Annotated in this window: 3 protein-coding genes; all 3 read left to right on the forward strand. The window is 42.3% G+C overall.

Features of this window, described 5'->3' with window-relative positions; translation table 11 throughout:
* Nucleotides 1-298 (forward strand): hypothetical protein (locus WDC_RS09940; protein ID WP_044011532.1); only part of this gene is annotated, 298 nt, incomplete at its 5' end.
* A 1,081-nt stretch (nt 299-1,379) separates the two neighbouring features.
* Nucleotides 1,380-1,844 carry a helix-turn-helix domain-containing protein gene (locus tag WDC_RS09110; RefSeq protein ID WP_044011533.1) on the forward strand — a complete coding sequence of 155 codons (465 nt, stop codon included), beginning with the start codon at nt 1,380-1,382 and terminating at the stop codon, nt 1,842-1,844.
* Nucleotides 1,845-2,002: 158 nt separating this feature from the next.
* Nucleotides 2,003-2,512: a transposase gene (locus WDC_RS09945; protein ID WP_404824771.1), complete on the forward strand. Its 510-nt coding sequence runs from the start codon at nt 2,003-2,005 to the stop codon at nt 2,510-2,512.
* The last annotated feature ends 87 nt before the right edge of the window (nt 2,513-2,599 follow it).

Raw genomic sequence — 2,599 nt, forward strand, 5'->3', positions numbered from 1 at the left:
CATTGTGGCGCACAGCAACGTAGTGGTATTCCCCACGCATGTGGGGGGTGATCCCAACAAGACAATTATTGACATCATCCCCGAAACAGTATTCCCCACGCATGTGGGGGTGATCCCGATTGAAGCCGCTTCTTCAGCGATGAAAACAAGTATTCCCCACGCATGTGGGGGTGATCCTATCGTTGGTGCTGGGAAAGGTAAAGACAGTGTGTATTCCCCACGCATGTGGGGGGTGATCCTGACATTACATTGGTTCCAGAAGATAACGAAAAGTATTCCCCACGCATGTGGGGGGTGATCCTGAGACGGTTACCAGCAGGCAAAATGTCGATGAGTATTCCCCACGCATGTGGGGGTGATCCTAAAGACTATTTCTACTTCGACAGCGATGTCATGTATTCCCCCACGCATGTGGGGGGTGATCCTGAAAGAAATCATCTACGGCGACATTGATGTTCGTATTCCCCACGCATGTGGGGGGTGATCCTGAAATACGTATATATGGATCGCGAAACGTTTTGTATTCCCCACGCATGTGGGGGGTGATCCCAAAGTTTTTATCCACAATGTCCAAAAAGAAGAGTATTCCCCACGCATGTGGGGGGTGATCCCAAAGAGTATGACGTCAACGGTACCGAAGCATAGTATTCCCCACGCATGTGGGGGTGATCCTAATTGCGTGCATATGTTTCTCTTCTCTCGATAGTATTCCCCACGCATGTGGGGGTGATCCTATAATCGTGCCAGTAGCTAGTATCGGTTCTTGGTATTCCCCACGCATGTGGGGGTGATCCTTAATATATTCCCAATACATACAACTATCGATAGTATTCCCCACGCATGTGGGGGGTGATCCTGTGGTAGTAATGTATGAGAACCCTTTTTGGCTGTATTCCCCACGCATGTGGGGGGTGATCCTAAGGCACATTCGGCTTAATATCTAAATCATGTGTATTCCCCACGCATGTGGGGGGTGATCCCATCATTCAAGTTGGCTGTATCTACAACAGCAGGTATTCCCCACGCATGTGGGGGTGATCCTGATTATGGAATTAAAGAAGATTAGTCAAACAGGTATTCCCCACGCATGTGGGGGTGATCCCTATCTATTACAACATCATACTATAAATGGTAAGTATTCCCCACACATGTGGGGGTGATCCTGCCTTGGCGTACCTTGATCGGCTTAATAAGGAGTATTCCCCACGCATGTGGGGGTGATCCTATAATAATTGGGACACAGGTATTACTCAGGAAGTATTCCCCACGCATGTGGGGGTGATCCTATATAAAGTCGTACGGGGATGTTATACCCCCTGTATTTAAAGTGCTCCATAATTGTTAGACAAGAAATCTAACAGTTATGGAGCACTTTTTCTATGGTCAAATATAGTTCAGAATTAAAAGCAGAAGTCGTTAGTGAATATCTTCAAGGTGACATTAGTATCAGTCTTCTTTCAAAGAAACGTAACTTGCCTCGAATACAAGTAGGTAGATGGATACAAAACTTTCGTTTGAGCGGCGCAGATGCTCTTAAACGAAGAAGAGTTAAACGAAGTTTCTCAGTTGAGTTTAAAGTTGATGTGATAAACTACTATCAAACTCATGATGAAACTTTAGCCGAAGTATCCGCAAAATTTGATGTTAATTCTTGTCAAATCAGTCTTTGGAGGACAGCCTTCAATCAGTATGGTATAGAAGCCTTGAAGCCTCATCCGAAAGGCAGAAAAACCAAAGTGAAACATGATAAGAAGAAATTACGTAAGTTAGTAAACAAGAACGAAATCTTAAAAAAATCAATGACCCTGTTCGGAACCTCAAAGGACGAAAGAAAACACAAATAGTTGATCAGATCAGGGTCGAACAAGAGTCTCTTCCGAAATCTAACCGGTATAAAGTCGGCGATATTCTTAAGACCATTGGACTTAAGAAAGCGACTTATCATGATGAACGTAAACGTATCAAAAATTATGTAGATAAGTATGAAGATGTAAAAGTAGAGATACTAAAAATTGCCGAAAGCGGAAGATATCGCGGACGTCTAACCTACGGTTATCGTCGCGTTCAAGAAGAGCTCATTAAATTAGATATCCATCTATCAGACGCCGTAGTGCGTCGTTTGATGGATGAATTAAATGTTCAAGTAAGCCTTTATAACCGCCACAGAAATGGTAGATATTCATCTTATAAAGGTACAGTTGGAAAAGTGGCCCGTAACGTTCTACATCAGCATTTTAATGAAACCGTACCTTTCAAAGTATTACATACCGATGTTACACAAGTACGCTTGGCCGATACTAAGTGGGCTTACGTTTCAGCTATTACTGACGAAGCAAGCAAGGAAGTTTTAGCATTTCAAGTAAGTAATAGTCCTAACAGTAAACTAATTATGGATACACTCGATGAACTCACAGAAAATATTCCGGAAGGAATAAAACCAATAATTCATTCAGATCAAGGTTGGCATTATCAATTGAATTACTATACCTATAAACTCTCTGAAAAAAAATGAGAGCGTAAAATATCTTGTGTAAATGCATAAAAGATTTCTGAATTGTATAGAAATAGGGAATGCCTTCCCTTATGATATTTAGTAACC

Origin of the sequence: Paucilactobacillus wasatchensis (genome assembly GCF_000876205.1) — a bacterium.
Taxonomy (GTDB): Bacteria; Bacillota; Bacilli; order Lactobacillales; family Lactobacillaceae; genus Paucilactobacillus; species Paucilactobacillus wasatchensis.